General features: G+C 54.5%; 21 protein-coding genes and 1 tRNA gene. 10 read left to right on the forward strand and 12 right to left on the reverse strand.

Annotated features, from left to right (window positions below):
- Positions 1-25: 25 nt before the first annotated feature.
- A complete protein-coding gene (locus CEK60_RS11325; RefSeq protein ID WP_089039119.1) occupies positions 26-1,135 on the forward strand; it encodes a pyridoxal phosphate-dependent aminotransferase in 1,110 nt (369 codons plus the stop codon).
- Positions 1,136-1,182: 47 nt separating this feature from the next.
- Here CEK60_RS11325 and CEK60_RS11330 read toward each other — a convergent pair whose 3' ends face one another.
- The 10 genes from CEK60_RS11330 to CEK60_RS11375 all read right to left on the reverse strand — a co-directional run bounded on the left by CEK60_RS11330 (position 1,183) and on the right by CEK60_RS11375 (position 10,585).
- Complete coding sequence (locus tag CEK60_RS11330; RefSeq protein ID WP_038481525.1) at positions 1,183-2,139, reverse strand: branched-chain amino acid transaminase; 957 nt, start codon at positions 2,137-2,139, stop codon at positions 1,183-1,185.
- The gene (locus tag CEK60_RS11335) at positions 2,136-3,242 is read right to left on the reverse strand and encodes a class II histone deacetylase (protein ID WP_089039120.1); all 1,107 of its coding nucleotides are present in this window, start codon (positions 3,240-3,242) and stop codon (positions 2,136-2,138) included. The genes CEK60_RS11330 and CEK60_RS11335 overlap by 4 nt, the downstream gene beginning before the upstream one ends.
- Positions 3,243-3,252: 10 nt before the next feature.
- Entirely contained in the window at positions 3,253-4,293 is a 1,041-nt protein-coding gene (locus tag CEK60_RS11340; protein WP_089039121.1) for a histone deacetylase family protein, read from the reverse strand.
- Positions 4,294-4,311: 18 nt separating this feature from the next.
- Positions 4,312-5,586, reverse strand: coding sequence for a TRAP transporter large permease (locus CEK60_RS11345; protein ID WP_038481516.1), 1,275 nt, complete (start codon positions 5,584-5,586; stop codon positions 4,312-4,314).
- Positions 5,583-6,128: a TRAP transporter small permease gene (locus CEK60_RS11350; protein ID WP_089039122.1), complete on the reverse strand. Its 546-nt coding sequence runs from the start codon at positions 6,126-6,128 to the stop codon at positions 5,583-5,585. The genes CEK60_RS11345 and CEK60_RS11350 overlap by 4 nt, the downstream gene beginning before the upstream one ends.
- Before the next feature lie 57 nt (positions 6,129-6,185).
- On the reverse strand, positions 6,186-7,259 hold the full coding sequence (gene dctP / locus CEK60_RS11355; RefSeq protein WP_089039123.1) for a TRAP transporter substrate-binding protein DctP: 1,074 nt from the start codon (positions 7,257-7,259) through the stop codon (positions 6,186-6,188).
- A gap of 136 nt (positions 7,260-7,395) precedes the next feature.
- On the reverse strand, positions 7,396-8,331 hold the full coding sequence (locus CEK60_RS11360; RefSeq protein WP_089039124.1) for an ornithine cyclodeaminase family protein: 936 nt from the start codon (positions 8,329-8,331) through the stop codon (positions 7,396-7,398).
- Position 8,332: 1 nt separating this feature from the next.
- A complete protein-coding gene (locus tag CEK60_RS11365) occupies positions 8,333-8,689 on the reverse strand; it encodes a RidA family protein (RefSeq protein WP_089039125.1) in 357 nt (118 codons plus the stop codon).
- Positions 8,690-8,819: 130 nt separating this feature from the next.
- Entirely contained in the window at positions 8,820-9,587 is a 768-nt protein-coding gene (locus CEK60_RS11370) for a helix-turn-helix transcriptional regulator (RefSeq protein WP_089040905.1), read from the reverse strand.
- A 74-nt stretch (positions 9,588-9,661) separates the two neighbouring features.
- Positions 9,662-10,585, reverse strand: a complete 924-nt coding sequence (locus CEK60_RS11375) for a LysR family transcriptional regulator (RefSeq protein ID WP_198361357.1) — start codon at positions 10,583-10,585, stop codon at positions 9,662-9,664.
- 104 nt (positions 10,586-10,689) lie between these two features.
- On the opposite strand from CEK60_RS11375, the gene CEK60_RS11380 reads away from it, so the two are divergent.
- The 4 genes from CEK60_RS11380 to CEK60_RS11395 all read left to right on the forward strand — a co-directional run bounded on the left by CEK60_RS11380 (position 10,690) and on the right by CEK60_RS11395 (position 13,473).
- Positions 10,690-11,673, forward strand: coding sequence for an MBL fold metallo-hydrolase (locus tag CEK60_RS11380; protein WP_089039127.1), 984 nt, complete (start codon positions 10,690-10,692; stop codon positions 11,671-11,673).
- 185 nt (positions 11,674-11,858) lie between these two features.
- Positions 11,859-12,392, forward strand: coding sequence for a TetR/AcrR family transcriptional regulator (locus CEK60_RS11385; protein WP_157698032.1), 534 nt, complete (start codon positions 11,859-11,861; stop codon positions 12,390-12,392).
- Positions 12,393-12,506: 114 nt separating this feature from the next.
- On the forward strand, positions 12,507-12,770 hold the full coding sequence (locus CEK60_RS11390) for a hypothetical protein (RefSeq protein WP_089039129.1): 264 nt from the start codon (positions 12,507-12,509) through the stop codon (positions 12,768-12,770).
- A gap of 79 nt (positions 12,771-12,849) precedes the next feature.
- Entirely contained in the window at positions 12,850-13,473 is a 624-nt protein-coding gene (locus CEK60_RS11395) for an FMN-dependent NADH-azoreductase (protein ID WP_089039130.1), read from the forward strand.
- Positions 13,474-13,483: 10 nt separating this feature from the next.
- Here CEK60_RS11395 and pdxR read toward each other — a convergent pair whose 3' ends face one another.
- Positions 13,484-14,890, reverse strand: coding sequence for a MocR-like pyridoxine biosynthesis transcription factor PdxR (gene pdxR / locus CEK60_RS11400; RefSeq protein WP_089039131.1), 1,407 nt, complete (start codon positions 14,888-14,890; stop codon positions 13,484-13,486).
- Between the two features lie 177 nt (positions 14,891-15,067).
- On the opposite strand from pdxR, the gene CEK60_RS22135 reads away from it, so the two are divergent.
- The 3 genes from CEK60_RS22135 (at position 15,068) to CEK60_RS11420 (ending at position 18,952) form a co-directional block, all read left to right on the forward strand.
- Positions 15,068-16,159 carry a TlpA family protein disulfide reductase gene (locus CEK60_RS22135; RefSeq protein ID WP_198361358.1) on the forward strand — a complete coding sequence of 364 codons (1,092 nt, stop codon included), beginning with the start codon at positions 15,068-15,070 and terminating at the stop codon, positions 16,157-16,159.
- A 77-nt stretch (positions 16,160-16,236) separates the two neighbouring features.
- Entirely contained in the window at positions 16,237-18,384 is a 2,148-nt protein-coding gene (locus tag CEK60_RS11415) for a protein-disulfide reductase DsbD family protein (RefSeq protein ID WP_198361359.1), read from the forward strand.
- 295 nt (positions 18,385-18,679) lie between these two features.
- Entirely contained in the window at positions 18,680-18,952 is a 273-nt protein-coding gene (locus CEK60_RS11420) for a hypothetical protein (protein WP_089039132.1), read from the forward strand.
- Positions 18,953-19,076: 124 nt separating this feature from the next.
- Here the strand turns inward: CEK60_RS11420 and CEK60_RS11425 are convergent.
- Positions 19,077-19,163: transfer RNA gene (locus CEK60_RS11425), tRNA-Leu, on the reverse strand.
- Positions 19,164-19,276: 113 nt separating this feature from the next.
- Here CEK60_RS11425 and queA point away from each other — a divergent pair.
- On the forward strand, positions 19,277-20,308 hold the full coding sequence (gene queA / locus CEK60_RS11430; RefSeq protein WP_089039133.1) for a tRNA preQ1(34) S-adenosylmethionine ribosyltransferase-isomerase QueA: 1,032 nt from the start codon (positions 19,277-19,279) through the stop codon (positions 20,306-20,308).
- Positions 20,309-20,372: 64 nt separating this feature from the next.
- Positions 20,373-21,491: a tRNA guanosine(34) transglycosylase Tgt gene (tgt, locus tag CEK60_RS11435; protein WP_089039134.1), complete on the forward strand. Its 1,119-nt coding sequence runs from the start codon at positions 20,373-20,375 to the stop codon at positions 21,489-21,491.
- Positions 21,492-21,495 lie beyond the last annotated feature (4 nt).

Genomic DNA, 21,495 nt, shown 5'->3' on the forward strand with positions numbered 1-21,495 from the left:
AAACTTTCACTATTAGGATATCGATATGCCCTCCTACCCCCATCATCTTACGGGTGAAGGTCCCCTTAATCCGTTTCCTGGGATTAAAGTTCTGGAGCGCCGCATTGGTCGCGAGATCCCTCATCGATTGGGCTCTAATGAAGGGCTGGATATGCCCCATCGTGCGCTACGTGAACATTTTGGCGATGCTGTCGCCGAGCATGTGTACTGTTACGGCGATGCGGAAGCTCTCGGCGTTCGCCAGCGGCTTAGCGCCCAGCAGGGCATACCGCTCGATCACCTGCTGGTGGATGCTGGCGCCGATAGCCTAATCGCGTTAGCGCTACGCACCACCTGCACACCGGGCGACACCGTGGTTAGCACGGCAGGTACTTATCCAACCTTTGGTTACTTTGCCAAAGGCCAGGGTTGCCACTTAGTAGAACCTAGTTATGTTGAAGCCCCAGGGCTACTTGCTCCTGACTTAGAAGCGCTAGCGGCGGCAGCACACCATGAAAATGCTCAGCTGGTTTATTTAGCCAACCCCGATAACCCTAGCGGCCATCTGCATAGCGACAGTGCCATTCTCAAGCTGCGCGACGCACTGCCGGACACCTGCTGGCTGCTGCTGGATGAGGCGTATGGCGATTTTCGTGATGATGCCAACAGTGACTTCGCCGCCAAGGCACTTCCAGGTGTCATTCGCCTACGCACGCTGTCAAAAGCCCACGGTTTAGCAGGCTTACGCATTGGCTATGCGATTGCTGACCCTGACGTGCTCGCCTTGATGATGAAGGTGCGCATTCACTACGCGGTATCCACCTTTACCCAGGCAGCCGCAGAAGTCGTGCTCGATCACCCAGCCGAAGTCCAGCAACATATTGCGGAAGTAAAAGCACGCAGGGAACAGTTAGTGGCTCATTTCCAAGCACTGGGTGCCGACGTACTGCCGAGCGCGACCAACTTTATCGGCATTCGCTTACCAACTGCCGAACTGGCCGAGCGGGTAAACCGCGAGCTACTGGAAGCCGGCAGATTAATCGCCCGCCCCACTCACCCGGCACTTGGTCATGTCCTGCGCATTACCGCCGTCGCGGATGCTTTGGAGCCAGGGCAGTTGGCGATTCTTGAGCAGGCCATTAAAGAGAATGCCTGATGGCTATCAGGCATTTTTCAAACGTTAGCGAATAGCGGGCAACGAACCTAGGCGGGCGTTAACCAGTGCTTGAAGGCGGCCAGCTCGCCGCGCACTGCTTGGCGATACAGCCGCTGCAAGCGCGCGGTCACACTGTCGTCCGGTATCGGCGCGTCGACAGCCGGCGCGCCCGCCCTTACCCCAATGCGACGGCCATCCAGTTCACGCAGAGGAAGAATTTCCGCAGCGGTGCCGGTTAAGAACGCTTCATCGGCGGTATACAGCTCATCGCGAGTGATGCGGCGCTCGCGCACTTCAATGCCCAGCGCCTCGCGGGCCAACTGAATCACGCTGTCGCGGGTGATGCCCTGCAAGCAGGACGTCACTTCGGGCGTGTGCAGTACACCATCGCGCAATAAGAAAACATTAGCGGCGGACGCTTCGGCTACATAGCCTTCCGGATCGAGCATGATGGTTTCATCAAACCCTGCTTTCACGGCGGTATTCAGCGCCAGCATCGAATTCACATAATGACCGCTGGTCTTGGCACGGCACAGGCTGATATTGACGTGGTGGCGCGCCCAGGAAGACGTCAGCGCACGTAACCCACAGCGTGTTGCCTGCGGCGACAGATACGGCCCAAGATCCCAGGCAGCAATCATCACATGGGTGCTTAACCCTTTAGCCCGTAGGCCAAGGCCTTCCGCGCCAAGAAACACCGTTGGCTTAAGATAAGCGTTAGTTAGCTGATTTTTACGCAGGCACTCCTGCTGAGCCTCGATCAGCGCCTCTTCGCTAAAAGCGATCGGAATATCTAAGGAGTGGGCGCTCTCTGCTAAGCGGCGGGTATGCTCAGCCACGCGAAACAGTGCCGCTCCTTGCTCCCCTTCATAGGCGCGCACGCCCTCAAAGCAGCCCATTCCATAGTGCAGCGTATGGGTGAACACATGAACCTTGGCCTCTCGCCAAGCCAGCCATTCACCATCCTGCCAAATCCAGCCATCGCGATCATAAAGCGGTGTCATTGCGTGCATTGCTCCCACTGTTGGCGCCAGCCGTCAATTAGCGCTTGCTGGTGCGGTTGTAAGGCTTGATATCCCCAGGCAGCAATTTCATCGTTTTGCGGGTCGGGGACACTAATGGTGCTACCTGCCAAGGTTTGAATAACGCTATGTCCACATAGCGGTACATAGCCTTCTGAGTAACCACCTTCATGGACGAAGACCAGCTTCCCCTGACAGCAACGGGCGGCAAGTGCTTTTAGCTGTGCGGTCATTTCGGCAAACGCGGCACTGTTGAGCAGCATCTTGCCTAGCGGGTCTTTGGCACAGGCATCATAGCCACAGGCCACTACGATTAAGTCTGGGTTAAAAGCTTCCAGGGCTGGCAACACCAGCGACTCCATCGCATAGCGATAAGCGCCCAAACCACAGCCCGGCGGCAGCGGTAGGTTAAGATTCGCTCCCAGCCCCTCGCCTTCTCCCTGCTCTTCAAAACTGCCTGTATCAAGGGGATAGTTCGCGGCTTGGTGAACGGAAACGGTAAACGCCTCAGGTTCGGAGTAAAACGCCGACTGCTGACTATTACCGTGGTGTACGTCCCAATCAAGAATCGCTACCCGCTTCACTTGCCCCAAGGCTCGGGCACGCATCACCGCTACCGGGATATTGCCCAGCAAACAGAAACCACGCCCCTGATCCGCCTCGGCGTGATGCCCCGGTGGGCGGCAAAGCGCATAAGCGTTATCGACATGCCCAAGCGCCACGTCCTCTACCGCTGCGACTGCAAGCCCCGCCGAGTGCCTTGCGGCAGCCCAGCTGCCAGGTGTAAAGGGGGCGCAGTCACCGCCATTACCACCACCACTCGCATCGGCGTCTGCCAGCATTTGCAGGTAACGTGGGGTGTGAAAGCGCAGCAGGTCTTGCTGCGCGACAGCGGGTGGTTTGACCACTCTCAGTTCATCTATCAGGCCGCTGACTTCAAGAATATTCTTCAGTCGCCGCTTGCTTTCGGGGCTTTCCGACGCAGGCTGAGGCTGCAGAAACTCACCGGGAGCAGAGAAAACACCAATTGCCCCCTGGTCGTGCCAAAAGCAGCGTTCGTGCCAGTAAAACCCTGTCTTACTCATTGAGCGTCTCTCAACTTCTCTGATAACCGCGCATAAAGGCGGCAAGGTTAGCGCTTAGCTGCTCAGTCGGATAGCCGCCCTCTTGAATCACCACGGTGGGCTGCGACAAACCGCTCAACAGCTCACCCAATGCGACAAAGGCTTCGGTTTCCACGCTTAACCCGGCAAGCGGATCATCCTTGTGGACATCCAGCCCCAAAGACACCACGACCGCCTCTGGCTGGTAACGGTTGAGCTGCTCAATCAGCGCGGCCACCGCGTTAAGATAGGTCTCGCCATCACTGCCCAATGGCAGAGGCAAGTTGACGTTGGCGCCTTCACCCTCTTCGCACCCTATCTCGTCCACGCCACCCCAGAAGAAGGGATAAAAAACACTTGGGTCGACGTGTACAGAGCCAGTCCAAACATCCCCGCGGGAGTAGAAAATATCCTGAGTACCGTTGCCGTGATGCAGATCCACGTCAATGATCGCTACTTTGGCAAACTTCTCACGCAGTACGCTGGCAGCCAAGGCAGCGTTATTCAATAAACAGAAGCCACCCGCATTATCCGGCCCTGCATGATGACCCGGTGGCCGACACAAGGCGTAAGCGCGGGCGAGCGATGCCCCATTCATCACTTCCTCAGTGGCAGCCACGGCTGTCGCAGCCGAAGCCAATGCCCCTTGGAAGCTTGTTTCGCTTATTGGGCATGCCATATCGTGCAAATGCCAGCCCGCCTGGCCAACGGGATGGCTCGGGTAGTGGCTAGCACCACCACAGGGATGAACGTTCGGGGCCACCAGCGCTGCCGCATTAGGTAGTGCTTGCCAACGCTCATAAATCGTTTCCAAAAAGCGCAAATAGCGCGGCGTATGAATCTGCTCAAGACGTTTACGCAACATCGGCGAGTCAGTTTCGCTAGGTGCCGTCAGGCTCAAACCAGCCGCGGCCAACCCTTTGCTTAGCAGCTCAGCACGCACCGGCCCTTCCGGTGATGGCGCTGGCTGTCCACGCAGCAGAAAGGTCGGCGGCGCATGGTAATCCTGGTCAGGGTGGTAAAAGCACTTCATGTGTTGCACATCCGCCTTTTAAAGTAGTGAGGGAATCCAGGTTGAAAGCGCAGGAAATGCCGCTAACAGCACAATAACGCCAATAAAAGCCACATAAAATGGTAGTGATGCCACAATGGCCCGCTCATAAGGCACTTCGGCTATTCGGGCCGCCGTCATCAGCGTCATCCCCACTGGGGGCGTCACATTGGAAACGTTAAGCACCACAATCATCAATATGGCGAAATGCAGCGGGTCAAAACCCAGCTGAATCATGGCTGGCACAAGTACGGGCGCAACCACTACGAGCGCAGGTAACACGTCCATCACCGTACCAATCACCAACAGTAGTAAGCACACCAGCATTAACTGCAGGAATGCAGCATCACTGAAGGTGGTAATAAGCCCGGCAGCGTCTCTGGCAATCCCTGAGCGCGTTACAAACCAGCCCAGTACCGCCGAGGTGGCAAGCAAGAAAAACACCACCCCAGAGAAACGTACCGTCACGACCAGCGCATCCCAAATTTTTCGCCAAGTGAGATTCCGATAAAATACGACGCCAATCACGATGGCATACACTGCCGCAAACCCAGAGGCTTCAGTGATAGTGGTTAAGCCCGACAGAATGCCACCCAAAATAATCAGCGGCACCACCATGGCAGGCAGCGCAACCACAAACGACATCAGTGCTACCTTAAACGGCGTGGGCGCCTGTTTGGGATAACCCCGTTTCCAGGCTAGGAAAAAACTCACACCTAGCAGCGCTAAAGCCATCAACAGCCCAGGTACAATGCCACCCGCGAAAAGGTCGATCACCGAAATATCACGCAGCAACGTTGCATACACCACCATCACCACGCTGGGTGGAATAATCGGCCCAATAATCGATGAACACGCCGTAACGGCGGCCGCGTACTCGGCGTCGTAGCCCTGCTTTTTCATTTCGGGAATCATGATTTTGCCGATTGCCACGGTGTCAGTAACAGCGGCACCGGTTAACCCGGCAAAAAACACCGATACCGAAATATTGACGTGGGAAAGTGCACCACGAACACGGCCAAACAACGAATTATTAAACGCAATCAGCTTGTGGGTTAGCCCGCCCTGATTCATTAGCTCGGCGGTAAAAATAAAATAAGGCACCGCAATTAACAGAAACCCTGAAACCCCTGAAAACATGCGGTCAGCAATGATGCCGAGCATGCGTTCTCCCCCCAGGGAGAAACCACCAGCCAGCCCGGACATAGCCATGACGACCGCCACGGGAGCCCCAATAAACAGCAACAGCACAAATACAATAATCGTAGGCGTCATGGGCGAGCCTCCTCTTCAGAGCTCTCAAGCAGCTCATCGATCACATCATGCTCGCTTGTAAAGTGCTCAAGCAGTGCAAAGCCGTGAACGAGATGCAGCAACATAATCAGGCCGCTGATAGGAACAACAATGGCCGTCACTTTGCTAGGAATGCGGATTTGATCCGACACCATGTAGACCTGCGTCGCGTTGGTGAAGTAGCCCCAGCCATACCAAGTGAGCATGAGTGCAAATAAGCCGAGAACTGCCAGACACATCACCGCCGCTATTTTCACCATGATTTTGGGCAGGCTACGCACTAGCAGCGTCATCGCCACATGCTCGCCATAGCGCAGTGAAATGGTCATGGAGAGAAAGCCTATCCATGGCAAAAAAAGCCGGGCCAGCGAATAGGTCCAACTCAGCGTGCTGCCGGTAAACAGTTTGTAGAGAAAGGCGGTAAAAGAAATGCCCAGCATCGATAAAATACAGCCAACGCATAACACAATCGCCGCCTGATTGATGTGATCGCTTAGGCGGCGTAACGGGGGTAAAACGCTCATGGTGATTCCTCACGCTGGGGCAGCCTTGCTACCCCAGCGTTTGTCCGTCGCTAAGTCTTACTGGCCGTAAATGCGCAGATCATCATCTGCAAGCTGCTGACCAACCCGCTCGACTTCGTCAAGCAGCCCCTGCACACGGGCTTCATCCATACCGAAGTCATCGACAATCCACTCTTTCCAAGCGGGTCGAGCAACCTCTGCCATGCGTTCCCGTTCGGCATCAGGCATCAGGTAGCACGCTTCGAAACGTTCGCAGGACTCCACCCAACTGGCGGTGGAAAGCGCACCCGACATACCGTGGCTTAGCTGAATCGCTTCGCGGGCAGAGCTGATTAACGCCTGTTGATGCGTTTCCGGTAGCGACTGATACCAGGATTCACTGACGACCCAAGGAGCACTGTTGTATACATGCCCTGTCAGGGTGGTGTAGTCCGTTACCGCATCAAAATTGAACGTGGTATTCAGCACGGGAGCGTTAAACTGGCCATCCGCCAGCCCCGTTTCAAGGGCAGTAATCAGCTCACCCCAAGGGAGCGGCGTGGCAGAAGCACCCAGTGAGCGCATGATAGCGACGTGAGCAGGGTTCTCTTCGGTACGGATATTGAGCCCTTCGAGATCTTCCATGGTCTCAATCAAGCGCACGTTGTTAGTGAAGGCTACAAAACCACCGCCATCATCGAACGTACCTAAGTAGCGCATATTGGCATCTTCAACGGTGCCGGACATGAAGTCAGCAAACCATTCGCTGTCAAAGAAGCTCCACGCTTGGCGCCAGCTGGTAAACAAGAAAGGAGCCGTTACCGCTTGGTAGTCACCATAAAACGACGACATCGCACCCGCTGACATAATGGTCGATTGCAGAGTACGGCCACCCTGCACTTCTGAGCCGTTTTCTACTTCTGAACCTAACTGACCACCACCAAAAATAGAGACCTCAAGATCGCCATCGGTACGCGCTTCCACAAGGTTTTTGAAATGCACCAGGGCAGGATAGATTTCGTTATTCTTCATATCCTCTGGAAGCTGGGTGGCGATGACCATTTCATAGGACTGCGCTTGGGCAGTGGCACTGGCAATAGCCAGTGGCAGAGCCGCCATGGCAGCGAATAAAAAAGATTGTGTAGGTTTCATAACTTACCTCGTTTTGGTTATTAGCTGGTTTGCGTTATGACTGACGTTTCCACTCGTAAGCGATTGTTTTATTATCGTTATCATCCAAGCCGTAGACGGCGAACGCGACTGCTCCCTGTGAGTTACTGGCTGTTAGCTACTGGTTAATGGCCTCCCACACTTCAATGGCCGCTGCTAAGTCTTCAAGCGACGCGCCAACTGACTTAAACAGCGTGATGGTTTCAGCAGAGCGCCGACCTGGCTTGGTTCCCGCAAGCACCTCAGCGAGCTCTGCCTTGATATCCTCGAAACGGAACGCACCTTCATCGATTGCCTGAAGAATATCGCCGGCTTCGCCCTTAGCCCCGGCATAGGTGTCCACAAACACGTCAGCTCGACGCAGGCACTCAGCATTGGTTTCGCGCATTTGGGGACGGAAAGCGCCGATAAGATCAACGTGCGTGCCCGGTGTTAACCACTCACCTTTAATTAGCGGCTCTGTGGAGAGCGTGACGCAGCTGACAATATCAGCCTGTACAACCGCGTCTTGCAGATCACTAACGACCTGGGTGTCAAACCGGTCGGCATAGGCCTCGGCGATAGCAGAAGCCTTTTCAGGATTTCTGCCCCATACCAACACGCGTTTGATTGGTCGAATGCTGGCATGGGCTTCAATGACCATAGGGGCCAACTTACCAGTCCCCACCACCAGTAGCGTTTCCGCTGTCTCGTTGGCTAGTGCTTGTGCCGCCAAGGCAGAAGCAGCCGCTGTACGCCGGCGCGTTAGTTCACTGCCATCAATGCACGCCAGTGGTTGACCGTGTTTACCTTCACTAAGCAAATACAGTCCTGAAATAGCAGGAATATTGTGCTGGGCGTTCTGAGGAAAGACGTTGACCATTTTGACGCCGATATAGCCTGCTGGCTCCCAGGCAGGCATCAACAGCATGGTGGCTTCACCGTCGGGACGATGCATCGCGTGATGATGGCGTGGCGGAGATTCAACGCCGTTCACAAAGGTGGTATGTAGCCGCTTAATCAAACCTTTCCAGGTTAGATAGCGTTCCACTTCCGCCGCAGACACAACCCGCATATCAGGCCTCCGGCAGCGCAGCAACAACCATGATTTCTACTTTCCATTCCGGCTTAGCAAGCTTGGCTTCAACCGCTGCACGTACGGGCGGGCGGCCAGGCACTACCCAGGCGTCCCAAGCAGCATTCATCTGGTCAAACTCGGCCATGCTGGTGACCCAAATTTGCGCCGAAACCAGCTGCTCTTTCGAGGTACCTGCCTGGGCTAACAGTTGGTCAATGCGCGCGAGCACTTGCTCGGTCTGGCCACGCATATCAGCCGTTGCATCACTGGGCACTTGGCCAGCGAGATAAACGGTGCCGTTGTGAATCGCGACTTGGCTCATGCGGGCATTGCTGTCTTGATAGGTAACGCTCATGGTGTCTCTCCAAGGAAAATGAGGTTCCTTTTGAGACTACGATGATGATGAGCGGCGTGCTTGCCCGAAACTCTGGCAAATTTGCCCGTAAGTGTTGTAACTCATCGAGCAATAATTTCTGTTTGCCAAGCTAGCGGTCTGAGGAGGGGGCAATCTCAAAGTAACGCCGATAGGCGCGAGAAAAGCTTCCTTGGTCACGGAAGCCAACCAGCATGGCAATATGGCCCAGGCTTAGTGCGCTGTGCCGAACCAACGTACGGGCGTGTTCAAGCCGTCTGCGCTGAACATATGCTAATGGCGTCACACCGGTTAGATCACGAAAGCAGGCATGAAAGTGTCCAGGGCTTAGCGCACATAATGCGGCTAATTGCTCAACCCGAATATCGTCCGCCAAGTGCTGATCCAGCCATGCATCCAGCCTTTCCAGGTCAAGCCGTTCACTGATACAGCGAACACCAATCTGATCGGCAACTTGCTTCGGCTCATCTTGAAGGTACATATACAGCGCTCGAAGCAGCAGCACGGCAATTTCATTTTGCAGCGCGGGACACTGCTCCAGCTGGTTCGTTAAGGCATGGGTCAGCTGATTAAGCGCTGGAGGCACGGTAAAAAAACGGGGTTTGTCGAATAGCCGCTCGATTTCACTGCCTTTTTCTAACACTGCTAAGTGCTTAACAGGAATGTCCAACACCAGCGTGCGATTACCGCCATCGCCTTGGTACTCATGGTGTCGAGACGATGGGATCAAGCAGCCGCGGCGTGCCGTGACGCGCTCGCTCTGCCCTTCCATAGCAAGCTCAGTCACGCCACACGTTGCCAGAATTAACTGATGAAAATCGTGTGAGTGAGATACCTGTTCGGGGGCTAAATTGCGGTTATGCAGCTCAAACTGGACCATGAACGTACCGTTTGGTTCTACGTTGACGATTGCACTATAAAACGTCTGCCAGTTGAAAAGCGAGAAAGCTCCCATTACCCCCGAGAGATATCACCAATCACTAACCTGATTTGCTCTCGCAACCAACTCAGTCCGACATCCTTATCCGTCCATATCGCCCAATTCATAGTTACCGGTGGGAAATTAAGCGGAATCGGCATTTCACAAAATGCCAGCCCGAATAACGGTGCATACTGCACGGCAATCCTTCTAGGCACTGTTGCCACAACAGGTGCATTGCGTGCTGCAGCAAGCAGCGGCATAAAATCAGGCGCCGCTAAGATGACATTGAGCTCTATTCCCAATGCTTCCAAAGCATCACCGACACAGCCCGCGACATTTGCCGTCTGGGACAGAACAGCATGCCGGGCGCCAAGATAATCGTCACGCGATAATGGCGGTACCAATCGACACAGATCGGCATTAAAGCAGCATGCCACGTTGGATTCGAACAGGACTTCCCCTAGATGACGAGACTGTTTACAGCCAATAGCCAGATCAATTTCGCCCGAATCCATCATCATATCCACTGTTTCTACCGTAATCGCGCGACTTAGCAGCCTAACCCCTGGTGCCGTTGATTGCAGTCGATCCACCAAGGCCGGTAGCAGAACCATCTCCATTTCACCGGCAATGCCCACCCGAAAAATCCGGTCTGCTGTTTGCGGCTCAAAACTATCCGATGACTGAAGCGCATTTTGCGCCTGCGTCAACGCTACTCGCACCGGCCCAGCCAGCGCTCGAGCTTTGGCCGTTGGCTGCATTTTTTGCCCGACACGAACGAAAAGATCGTCCTGCAATAACACCCGCAGTGTCGATAAATTATGGCTCATTGCCGACTGACCAATACGGAGTTTCTCGGCTGATTTGGTGACACTCAGCTCTTGCATCATTGCGTCAAACGCGACCATAAGATTGAGGTCGAAGGAGCGTAAATTGAAATGATCAATATTATCCATGATTGGCATCGATTTGATTACTGACCAATGAGAATATACCTTTTCCTCATCGCGTTACAAACCGCCGGTTGAATTCTGGCCTGTTGATTGAGAGAGGTTTTTTTATGCTGTCACGCCGAGATATGCTTAAAGGTTCGCTGGCTGCTATTGCCGTTGGTGCCGCCGCCAGCACTGTTTTTATCCCATTACACGCTGCAGCCAGCGCACCGTTAGTTGGCACGCAGGCGCCGGGCTATTACCGCTTGATGGTGGGTGATGTCGAAGTCACCGCACTCTCGGATGGTACGGGCCTGTTTCCGATCGCCGACCTTTACCTGAATATCACCCCCGAACAGGCTCGCACAGCACTTGCCAATGCGTTTCAAGGCACGCCAACCCATCTGTCAGTTAATGCTTATCTGCTGAATTTCGGTGATCGGCTGATTCTTCTGGATGCAGGGACCGGTGATCTGATGGGCCCAGCCTTGGGCAAACTGACAAACAATATCATCGCATCGGGCTATCACCCCGACCAGATCGATGATGTGGTAATTACCCACATTCATTCCGATCATGTCGGCGGACTCGTTCTAAACGGTGAAAAGGTGTTTGCCAACGCGCTGGTCCATGTACCGAAACTGGATGCGGAGTATTGGCTTAGTGCCGAAAATCGTGACAAGGCCCCAGACGACGCCAAGCCGTTCTTTGATCAGGCGGTCTCGTCAACCAAGCCCTATATCGACAGCGACACACTTAGAACCTACGACACGGATATGCCAGCCATTCCAGGCGTGATTAATTCAACCCATCGTCCAGGCCATACCCCTGGTCACAGTGCCTTATGGTTTGAAAGCAAAGGCGAAAAATTCGTCTACTGGGGTGATATCACGCACGGCGATGTCATTCAATTCGACGTACCAGACGTGGCAATTGCCTTTGATGTTGACCCGGCTCAGGCGGTCATCACTCGTGAAGCGGCCTTTGCCGAAGCGGTAGCGGAGAAATACATGGTGGCTGGTTGCCATATCGCATTCCCAGGCATCGGGTACGTGGTCGAAGACAGCACGATGTTTGACTGGGTACCCGTCAATTATCGCGCTGACGTCTGACCTGTCGCCATTATTTGCACCTGCACGACAAACGATTGATCACTGTTCGAGATATTCCTGCTTTCGGCGACATGATGATACCCCTCACCAACAAATCTGGTTTTTTGCATTAGGCGCCTGTCTTTGAGCCTAAGCCGTGGGCAGGTATCATCAGTCAGCCAATGGACATCTCGGGGAGCGAGAGGATGAGCAAGAAGGAAGTCACCCGCAAGCGTATTCGTGAGGCTGCCTGGGCGCTGTTCTCCGAACGCTCCTTTTCCTCTACTACCACTCGTGAGATCGCTCGTCGTGCTAGTGTCGCCGACGGCACTGTGTTCAGCCACTATCCCAACAAGATTGATATCTTGCGGGAGGGTATGGAAGAGCAGATCAGCCACATCGCTAAGACCTTCCTCGCGAGTTGGGCGGGCGGCAACGAGCATGAAGCATTAGTTGAGCTGGCCTCCCACTTCTATCGCTATTACTTCGATCATATCGCCTTGAGCCGTAGCCTGCTGAAAGAGGCACTCTGGGACCTTGATTATTTACGCAACGTCGACGATTCACTGCTGCCTTGTATCTTAAGCGCAACGACTTTGCATGACGCCACTCGTATGCGCCTGATCGAAAACAGCTACCTCATGACACTTGTCCGCCATCTTAGCCACGATAAGCCTTGCCGAGAGGCTGCCATCAACGACTTTCGAGCCGAGCTCACGGTTATCTTACCCACCAATTAAGACCTTCCCCACCGTATTCCAGGTCTCATCTCGAAGGCCGACCAGGGCAAAGTTGCTTGACTTTTTGAGCGCGCTCAATTAAAAATTGAGCATGCTCAAAAATAGAGAAGCCTCATGCGACATATAATTGTGAAATCCATCGACTACCTGGTTGGCATGCCATTCCTCGTGCTGTTCTGTTACATCATCGGCCCCATCATCGGCTTGGCATTGGGATTCAGCGGGTTGCTTGCACTGTCATTGCTCACAGGCCGAAAGGGAATAAAAGCCTTCTATCGCGGCATGATATTAGGGGTAGGTTCTGACGGCCTTCCAGCGTCAGATAGGCAAGTACAGGATCAAAAGTTGACTGCAGGTCAGGATCGCCCTGTCACCTGATTGATCGGCTGAACTCCTTCAAGACAATAAGGAGGAGATCACTGTCGTTTTAAAAAGAGGGTTTTAAAAAGAGAGGTTTATGCACAACACCTTATTCGTTCACGCTAGCCCGCATGGCAAGCATGCGCTGGGCTATCGCCTGGCTCAAAAGATCCTAGCCGAGGAGACAGCCAGAAACTCAAACGTGGGGTTGATAGAACGCGATTTACTTGCCGCTCCGCTGTCGCCACTAACCCACCATTACTCCTCGGCGCTACTCAGCCACAACATCGGCGATCGTGTTAACGCTGCCCTGTCAGAGTCCGAGCAACTGATTCGTGAGTTGGAGCAGAGCGACCGCTTATTAATCACGCTGCCTATGCACAACTTCAGCGTACCGGCAGCGCTGAAACTCTGGATAGACCACGTGGTGCGTATTAATCGCACATTTATTGTCTCAGAGGGCAAACAAGGGTTATTGCACGATCGCCCCACCACCGTTCTGGTGAGCTCGGGCGGTATGTTACAAGGCGATAACCCACAACCGGATTTTCTCACTCCCTACCTTACCCTTATTCTCAACACCATCGGCATTCGGGATGTCCACTTCGTATATCTGCAGGGCTTAGTGTTCGGCGAAGCCGCGATCGCCAAAGCGTGGCAACAGGCGCAGACCACGCTAATCGAAGCTGGCGTACTGACTAATGACGTGTCATCGATTTAAAGCCCAGCCACTATTGGTGATGGCGATCAATAAGCGCTGCCAACTGCTCATAGCCTTCTTCGCAGGCAGGGCTGGATAGATTGGTTACGCCTAGCAGTAACCCTTTTAGCGCCCCGGCTTGGGTGGCATACCAGGGAGACAGCGGCATCGGGGCCAAGTTAAAAGCTTGGGCAGCCTCGGCAATAGCAACGTCGTCCATGTCATCCTCCAAGGCGAGCATCAGTGACAGCCCTGCCATATCGCTCAGTGAGACCGATCCATCCATGAGTGCCAGTAGCCCATCTCGTCGCTGTCTATACAAGCGTTTCATACGTCGAATATGACGCAAGTAATGACCATCGCGCAGAAACTCCGCCACGGCTAGCTGGCTCGGCAGTGCAGACGCGGGTGATAAGGCGGCAGCCGTATCACCAGCGCGCTCTGACAGCTTGGCCGGTACGACCATAAAACCGAGCCGCAAGCGTGGGCTAATGGTCTTACTGAAAGTACCGATGTGAATCACCCTTCCTTCACGATCCAGCGAGGCCAGTGCCGGTGTTGCTTGTCCGCTTAGCTGCAGTTCGCTTAGATAATCATCTTCGATGATCCAACCCGCATTTTCTCGAGCCCATATCAGTAGTGCTTGGCGTCGATTCAGCGACAACTGCATCCCCAAGGGGGCTTGCTGGCTTGGCGTTACAATCGCTAAGCGGGCATCCGCAGCCAGCGCTATGCCTTGCTCCACACACATTCCCTGATCATCCACCGGAACGGGAACTGATGTATACCCTGCCAGCGACAAGGCATGCCGAGTCAGCGGATAGCCTGGGTTCTCAACCCACACCCGCCGTGAATCTAGGCGCAGCAAGTGCAATGCCAAACCCAGCGCGCCCGCATAACCATTGGTAATGATGATTTGCTCGGCAGAGCAGAGTAGCCCTCGAGATACCGCTAGATAGGCAGCAATTTCCTTGCGCAGCTGAGACTCGCCTCGAGGATCTGGATAACGCAGCGACTCAGCCACTGCCTTTCGCGTACAGCGCAGCATGATGCGCGACCACTGCTTAAAGGGAAACGCGTCCTGAGCTGGCACGCCCACTTGAAAAAGCTTGGGAACACTATCCAGATCCTGATACAGGTCAGGCAGTGGCAGGCGAGAGGCCACCGCGGCCATCTCTGGCACTGCGGGTAGCACGGAGCTAACAAAGGTGCCTGCAGCCCCCTTGGAAACAACTAGCTGATCATCGCTGAGCCGGTCATAGGCCGTTTTAATGGTGCCCCGCGAAACACCCAACTGCGCGCCAAGATCACGCCATGAAGGCAGCCGCGCGCCCTCATACAAATGCCCTTGTCGAATAGCATCCGCAATGCTGAAGCGTATTTGCTCGGAAAGAGACTGCTTGCCCTGGCGATCAAGCGAAAAGCGAAGTTTGTTCATAACGCAATGGTACATAAAAACCAGTCATTCTTGGTTCTTTTTTTAGACCATGATGCCATTCACAATCCTGCTCATGCTCCACACTACTTTTATCGGTCTGAAACCTTGTTCTCGTTCTTTGAACTAGCCCAAAGCAATTGCGCCAGACCTGAACCCTTTACCCAGAGGACCTCCCCTATGCGAATAAACAGCACCAGGCTTTCAACGGCGATACTGCTCGCCATGTTGCTCGGCTATGTTGGCCCTTCACTAGCGACCGAGACCACTGAACAACCGGAATCTGACCAGACCTATGATGCCGACGCCGATGGCGAACAGCGCGCCAAAGCGGCTGGCGAGTCGCTGATTGGTCAACCCGGCCCCGAGTTAAGCATTACCACGCTGGAGGGTGACACCATCGATCTCAGCACCCTGTATGGCGTCAAACCGGTGTATATAAAGTTTTGGGCAACCTGGTGCGTACCTTGCCGTCAGCAGATGCCCGGCTTTCAGGCCATCCAGGAAACACATGGTGACGACATTCAGGTCATCGCCGTTAACACTGGCTATGCAGACAGCGCAGCATCTGCGCGTGCATATCGCGAAGAAATGGGCCTGACGATGCCTATTACGGTAGATGACGGCACGTTGGCCGAAGCACTGAATCTTCGCGTCACTCCGCAGCACGTACTGATTGATCGCAGTGGCCACATCACTCACATTGGCTATCGTGACGATCAAGCCCTGGAAGAGGCATTACAAGCAGCACTGACAACCACTGAACCCGACTCATCAGCAGCCACCCACGGTGCCCCAGCCGAGGATATCGACGTCAATGCGTTCGCGGTAGGCGAGACGGTTAGCCAGATGAATATCACCACGCGTGACGGCGACACCATCGACCTATCCCGCACAGCGACAGATAAGCCCCTGGGCATGGTGTTCTTTGCTTCATGGTGTGAGTCCTACCTTGCCGAGAGCCAGCCGGCCACCGCTTCTGCTTGTCGCCGCGTTCGCGAAACCGTCAACCAACTGAGTAAAGACTCGGACACTCAATGGGTAGGCATTATTTCTGGACTCTGGACCAAAGAGTCCGATGTCGAAAGCTATTTAGATACCACCGAGACGGCGTTTCCCGTGCTACTTGATGCCGATGGTGACATACACCGCCGCTTCGGCATTCAACAGATACCCACCGTTGTGCTTATTGATGCCGATGGCAAGGTAGCCGACAAGCTTGGACCACAAGACCCCGAGTTCGCCGAAACCATCGAACGCATCAGCCAATAACCTACCGCCATTTCGCGCCAGCCACGGCGCGATATACCCCTCAATGGAGCAGCCCGTCTCAAGCGGGCTGATAACCAATGCCCCGATCCCTTTACCGCTATTGTGTCCTCTTTTATCTGGCGTTAATGCTGCTCCCCCAGATCGGGGCTGCTCAAGAGTTTCCCGGCACTTCGGGCGAGACACTCATTAAGAGCAGCTTGATAGCGGAAACGAACCAACCCGCAGCCGGCACCTCCAGCACGTTAGCCGTTTTCATGGAGCCGCAATCGGGTTGGCATGGGTATTGGAAACAGCCGGGCAGCATTGGCCTGGCACCGCAGTTCGACTGGCAATTACCGGATGGTGTCAGCGTGGGCGATGCCAGCTTTCCAGTGCCACATACGCTGATGACCGGCGACTTGATGAATCATGTCTTTGAGCATCCTTACGCGCTACTAATCCCCGTTGAGATAGATGGTTCGGTCGCGCCGGGAACGCCTCTTCCAATCACCGTCGGTTTGAACTATCTCGCTTGCCGTGCGGATGCCTGCGTTCCCGAACAATCGACGCTAGCCATTACCCTCACCGCAGGCGATGGCCATATTACGCAAGAGCGCAAAGCGCGCTTCGATGAGTGGCGGCGTGAGTTACCCAGGCCGCTGGGCTCGCAAGCCAGCTTTATGACGACCAACGATGCTCGGCTACGAGTCAGCATCCCCTTGCCCGCTAGAGTGAAGCTGAATGATCCACACTTATTCGTCGACACCGACAACGTCGTGGATCCCGCGGCTGAACAAATATTCAGCCGTGAAGGCGATGTCTTGATTGTTGAAACTCAGCGGGCTAACTCCTGGTCGGCAAATAGCCCGCCCGATGCGTTCGAGGCGCTGTTGTCACTGGGAACTGGGACTGGCTTAACACTGGTTAGCCATAGCACTGAGATGCAAGCGGCGAGCACAAACGGATATCAGAGTGCCCCCGCCTCCAGTACCACCATCGCCAGTACCACCGACGAACAAGGCAGCCCTACTCTGCTGCTGACAGCATTCTTCGGCGCCCTATTGGGCGGTGTTCTGCTCAATATCATGCCCTGCGTTTTCCCGATCCTCAGCCTCAAGGTGCTTAGCCTTGCGCGTTTAACCGGTGGTCAGCGCGAAGCCCGACGCGAGGCGTTAGCCTATACCGCTGGCGTGGTTATCGTTTGTTTAATACTTGGCGCGACGATTATCGCCTTACGTGCGGTGGGTACTCAGGTTGGCTGGGCCTTCCAACTGCAAGACCCGCGAGTCATCCTGGTGCTGACCCTGTTGACCGCGGCCATCGGTTTTAATCTGGCCGGCCTTTTTGAGCTGGGATCCATCAATGCCGGTGGCAAGCTAGCAAGCCAGGGCGGTGTAGCCGGTGCCTTCTGGACAGGCGTACTGGCCGCCTTCGTCGCAACGCCTTGCTCGGGTCCCTTTATGGCCACGGCTCTTGGCGCAGCCTTGGTACTCCCCACGTTTGCCGCACTGACAGTATTCGCTGGTTTGGGCCTGGGCATTGCCCTGCCATTTTTGCTGCTTGGGTTCGTACCAGTGCTGCGACGCCTACTTCCCCGTCCTGGTCCTTGGCTTGCCAACTTCCGGCATTTCATGGCCATCCCCATGTTCCTAACCGCTTTAGCCTTGGCTTGGGTGCTTGGCCGCCAGCTCAGCCACAACGGCATGATTGCGAGCCTCGCTCTGATCATGTTGCTAGCGATAGGGCTTTGGTTTACCGGACTACGTCAACGAAGCGCCAAGCGATTGAGCTGGCTTCCGGCAGGACTCGCTGCTGGGCTCGCGCTGACTGGAAGCATACTCGTTCCTGGCACCCTTACCCAGCAAGCGGTAGCCCCCAATCCGCTCGTAAGTTCAGTCGACACACACTCACTCGACTTCGATGCGGACCGATTGACCGAGCTTCGTCAACAAGGTCACGCCATTTTGGTCTACTTCTCGGCAGACTGGTGCGTCACTTGCAAGATCAACGAACAGCGGGCCATCAACACACCCCGCACGCAGCAAGCATTCGAACAGGCGGAAGTGATCACAATGAAGGGCGATTGGACTAATGGAGACCCCGCCATTACCACTTTCTTGGAGCAGCACGGCCGTTCAGGGGTACCTCTCTACTTATGGTACGCACCAGGCGCAACAGAGCCTGAAGTTCTTTCACAGCTTCTTGCACCTAATACCTTATCTATGTTGGCGAGCAAATTGGATTAACTCTCTCTTATCCAGTATCGCCATATTGAAGATATTTTTAATTCTGCAAAGAGCAATGCCACACAGAAATAAAAATAAGCACTTGAATATTAACGAAAAAATTACAATTACTAATTTTCTATATTACGAACGTTCTGAAAAGACACCACGGCAGTAGAGACACGGTTTTAAGCAAGACACCCTGACTCAGAGCGAGCACACAGCGTATGAACTCAACGCGTTTAACTGCTAAGCCAAAACAGTTTCCGAAGGACGCTCCCGCGCCCCGAAAAACCACTACCTAAGGAAGATTTCCATGAAAAAATCAGCTTCACTCACCGCCGTTGTCGTAGCTTTTTTATCCAGTGCTGCGCTCGCCGAACAGGGTTCTAGCCAGCTCAATCAGATAGAGCAGCCAATTTCCAGCACTCACTACAGCCATAGCGAGCTTACTATGAAGCCAATCGACCTCATCGCATTGAATGGCGATGCGGCCAAGAACGAGGTTATGGATGTATCTACCTCGCCAGAAGACACACCAGCTCAAAGGGAATACACGCCGTCAGAACTCAATACGTTTAATCGCTAAGCTACATCTTTGTGATAGTCCCTACGGGGCGATAGTAAAATACCCTTACTAACCTGAACTGACCCCCAATAATTTGGCGCACCACAAAAAAGGGCTTAGCGATAAATCGCTAAGCCCTTGAATTTGGTGCCGGTGGCCAGACTCGAACTGGCACACCCGTAAAGGCGGCGGATTTTGAATCCGCTGCGTCTACCAATTCCGCCACACCGGCAATGGCTGCGCATTATACGTAGATAACCTCACAGGTCAATCACATTGACTGACTTTATCTATCTAAAGCGCTATCCTATGCCGCCTGTTTGACCACTGATAAGAGCCATTTCCATGCAGCGCGCGGATTTTCATTTCGAGCTACCCGACGAGCTAATTGCTCGCTACCCTTCTGAGCAGCGCAGCGACTGCCGTTTGCTATGCGTGGATGGCCAAAGCGGCGCGCTTGAGCATCGCCGGTTTGCTGATTTACTTGAACTACTCGAACCCGGCGACTTGCTGGTATTCAATGATACGCGCGTCATTCCAGCACGCTTGCACGGTCACAAGGCTAGCGGCGGTAAAGTAGAAATGCTGCTGGAGCGCCCGCTGGATAGCCACCGCGGTTTGGCACATATCCGTTCGAGTAAATCACCTAAGCCTGGCACCGAGCTGATCTTTGAAGGCGACATTCATGCGGTGGTTGAAGGCCGCCGCGATGCACTGTTTGAGCTGCGCTTTTTAGGCGACACGCCAATGATTGCGCTGCTTGAAAAGCATGGCCATATGCCACTGCCGCCCTATATCACCCGTGACGATGAGCTGAGTGATCGGGAACGCTATCAAACCGTGTATGCCCGCCGCGACGGTGCAGTAGCAGCGCCCACCGCGGGGCTTCACTTTGACCAACCGTTGTTGGATGCCCTGGCCGAGAAAGGCGTTAACAGTGCCTTTGTGACTTTGCACGTCGGCGCCGGCACCTTTCAACCCGTGCGCGTCGACAACATCCTTGAACACCATATGCACAGCGAGTGGATTGAGGTTTCTGAGACCGCCTGTCAACAAGTGCGTGACACTCAGGCTGCGGGGAAACGGGTCATTGCCGTCGGCACTACCAGCGTGCGCTGCTTAGAAAGCACTTGCCTGAAAAGTAGCGACGGCCAGATCGCCCCCTATAGCGGCGACACCGATATCTTTATCTACCCTGGCTACGAATGGCGCTGCGTGGACGCCCTAATCACTAATTTCCACCTGCCCGAGTCGACCCTGTTGATGCTGGTCTCTGCGTTTGCAGGCTATGACCACATGATGCGGGCATACCGCACGGCAGTTGACGAGCGCTACGCGTTCTTTAGTTATGGCGATGCCATGCTGCTGACCCGCTAAACACGATACGTCCAGCGCCTTAACCGATTATTGACGAGTTATTTAGATGCGAAACGAATGTTTTATGCGCTTTGAGCGCCTAGCCGACGATGGCCGTGCACGCCGGGGGCGCCTGCACTTTCCCCGCGGCACCGTCGAAACCCCTGCCTTTATGCCGGTGGGTACCTACGGCACGGTGAAGGGCATGACACCAGACTCCGTGAAAGAGATTGGCGCAGAAATCATTCTCGGCAATACCTTTCACCTATGGCTGCGCCCAGGCACCGACGTTATTGAAGCCCATGGCGATTTGCATGACTTTGCCCAATGGGACAAACCTATCTTGACCGACTCCGGCGGTTTTCAGGTTTTTTCCTTAGGCGAAATGCGCAAAATTACCGAGCAAGGCGTTCACTTCCGCTCACCGGTAGATGGCAGCAAGGTATTTATGGGGCCGGAAGAGTCCATGGCCGTGCAGCGCTCGCTGGGCTCTGACGTGGTGATGATCTTCGACGAGTGCACGCCGTACCCAGCCACCTTTGAAGAAGCCGAAAAATCCATGGAGCTTTCGCTGCGTTGGGCAAAACGCTCACGCGATGCTCATGGTGATTCGCCTTCAGCGCTGTTCGGCATTATTCAAGGCGGCATGCACCCAGAACTTCGCGAACGCTCACTAAAAGGGCTGCTCGAGATTGGCTTTGATGGCTTGGCCATTGGCGGTCTGTCAGTAGGCGAACCCAAAGAAGAGATGATCAAGGTACTCGATTATCTGCCGACGTGGATGCCAGACGACACCCCTCGCTACCTGATGGGCGTTGGCAAACCAGAAGACTTAGTAGAGGGCGTGCGCCGTGGCGTCGACATGTTCGATTGCGTGATGCCTACTCGTAATGCGCGCAACGGCCACCTGTTCACCTCAGAGGGTACGGTCAAGATCCGTAACGCCAAGCACCGCTTTGATACCCAACCGCTTGATGCCGAGTGCGACTGCTATACCTGTAAGAATTTCTCACGGGGCTACTTGCACCACCTGGATCGTTGTAACGAAATGCTGGGTTCCATGCTCAATACCATCCATAACTTACGCTACTACCAGCGGGTAATGGCTGATTTGCGCGCGGCAATCGAAGCGGGTACATTGACGACCTTTGTGGAAGGCTTTTATGCCCAGCGCGGCCTGCCAGTGCCTCCCCTAGCGAATTAATCGC

Origin of the sequence: Halomonas sp. N3-2A, assembly GCF_002216165.1 — a bacterium.
Lineage (GTDB): Bacteria > Pseudomonadota > Gammaproteobacteria > Pseudomonadales > Halomonadaceae > Vreelandella.